The organism is Dietzia sp. SYD-A1 (assembly GCF_015356725.1).
Classification (GTDB): domain Bacteria; phylum Actinomycetota; class Actinomycetes; order Mycobacteriales; family Mycobacteriaceae; genus Dietzia.
In genome coordinates this window covers 1-1835 of sequence record NZ_JADDKI010000557.1, presented here as the reverse complement: position 1 = coordinate 1835, position 1835 = coordinate 1, and the positions used below count along the sequence as shown (strand labels likewise).

At 70.0% G+C, this 1835-nt stretch carries 1 protein-coding gene; it reads right to left on the bottom strand.

Going from position 1 to position 1835, the window contains the following annotated elements; genetic code table 11:
- Positions 1–1835: Rne/Rng family ribonuclease (locus IY392_RS16925; RefSeq protein ID WP_228549561.1), on the bottom strand; the 1835-nt coding region annotated here is incomplete at both ends.

Here is a 1835-nt window from a genome sequence, read left to right as displayed (position 1 = left end):
GACTCGGGCACACCGGCGTCGGTGTCCCCGGGTTCCGCGGCGTCGGAGGAGCCGGCGTCACCGGTCGTGACCGGCGACGTCGGCTCGGCGATGACGACCTCCGCCTGGCCAGATGTGTCCGTGACCGCCTGATCCGTGTCCGACGACCCTGCGACGGCCTGATCCGGGTCGGGCTTCTCCGCGATCGCCTGCTCGGCCTCGTGACGTGCGATCGCGAGCGCGGCCGGGTGGGCGGCCGGCGCGGGCCCGTCCTTCTTGGGCGCCTGCCTGGGAGTGGTCGACGACGTGGCCTGGGACTCCGACTGATCCGGGTCCGCGCCCTTGCCACCGCGCTTGCGGCCCCGTCGCGAGCCGGGCTCGTCGGCGTTGTGGGACTCGGTGTGCACCGGGTCGGCGTGCACGATCAGTCCACGGCCCTGGCAGTGCTCACACGGCGTGGAGAAGGCCTCGATGAGACCGGTGCCGAGCTTCTTGCGGGTGAGCTGGACGAGCCCCAACGAGGTGACCTCGGAGACCTGGTGCCGGGTGCGGTCGCGGCCCAGCGCCTCGGTGAGCCGCCGCAGGACGAGATCGCGGTTGGCCTCGAGCACCATGTCGATGAAGTCGATGATCACCATTCCGCCCACGTCGCGCAGGCGCAGTTGGCGGACGATCTCCTCGGCCGCCTCGAGGTTGTTCTTCGTGACGGTCTCCTCGAGGTTGCCGCCCGAGCCCGTGTACTTGCCGGTGTTGACGTCGATGACCGTCATGGCCTCGGTGCGGTCGATCACGAGTGAGCCGCCGGAGGGCAGCCACACCTTGCGATCGAGGGCCTTGGCCAGCTGTTCGTCCACGCGGTGGGTGGCGAACACGTCGACGTCGGGGTTGTCGTAGCGCTCGAGTCGACCGGTCATCTCCGGTGCGACCCTCGAGACGTAGTCGTGGACGGTGTCCCATGAGGTCTGGCCCTGGATCACCAGCGAGGAGAAGTCCTCGTTGAACAGGTCGCGCACCACCTTGACCAGTAGGTCCGGCTCCTCGTACAGGGCGATCGGAGTGCCCGAGCCGGAGGAGGTCCGCTTGGCCGCCGCCTCGGAGATCTCGGTCCACTGGGCCGCCAGCCGTTCGACGTCCCGGCCGATCTCCTCCTCGCTGACCCCCTCGGCGGCGGTCCGGATGATCACACCCGAACCCTCGGGGACCACGTCCTTGAGGATCGCCTTGAGCCGGCGTCGCTCGGTGTCGGGGAGCTTGCGGGAGATTCCGGTGGAGTTGCCGTCGGGCACGTACACGAGGAACCGGCCGGCCAGCGAGATCTGCGTGGTCAGTCTGGCGCCCTTCTGGCCGATGGGGTCCTTGGTGACCTGCACCAGGACCATGTCGCCGGGCTTGAGCGCCTGCTCGATCCGCCGGGCCTTGCCACCGAGTCCGGCGGCCTCCCAGTTGACCTCGCCGGCGTACAGCACGCCGTTGCGGCCGCGGCCGATGTCGACGAACGCGGCCTCCATGCTCGGGAGCACGTTCTGTACGCGGCCGAGGTAGACGTTGCCCACCATGGAGCGGGCGGACTCGGTGGTCACGAAATGCTCCACCAGGACCTTGTCCTCCAGCACGCCGACCTGGGTCATGACCCCCTTGCCGTCGGCGCGCTTCTTCTCCCGCACCACCATCACGCGGTCGACGGACTCACGGCGGGCGAGGAACTCGGACTCGGAGAGGATGGGCTGGCGCCGGCGCCCGGCATCGCGCCCGTCACGGCGTCGTTGCCGCTTGGCCTCGAGGCGCGTCGAGCCGCTGATGCCCTGCACCTCGTCGGTGGCCAGAGCTCCGGCCCGGCCACCGACGAGGTGCAGGGC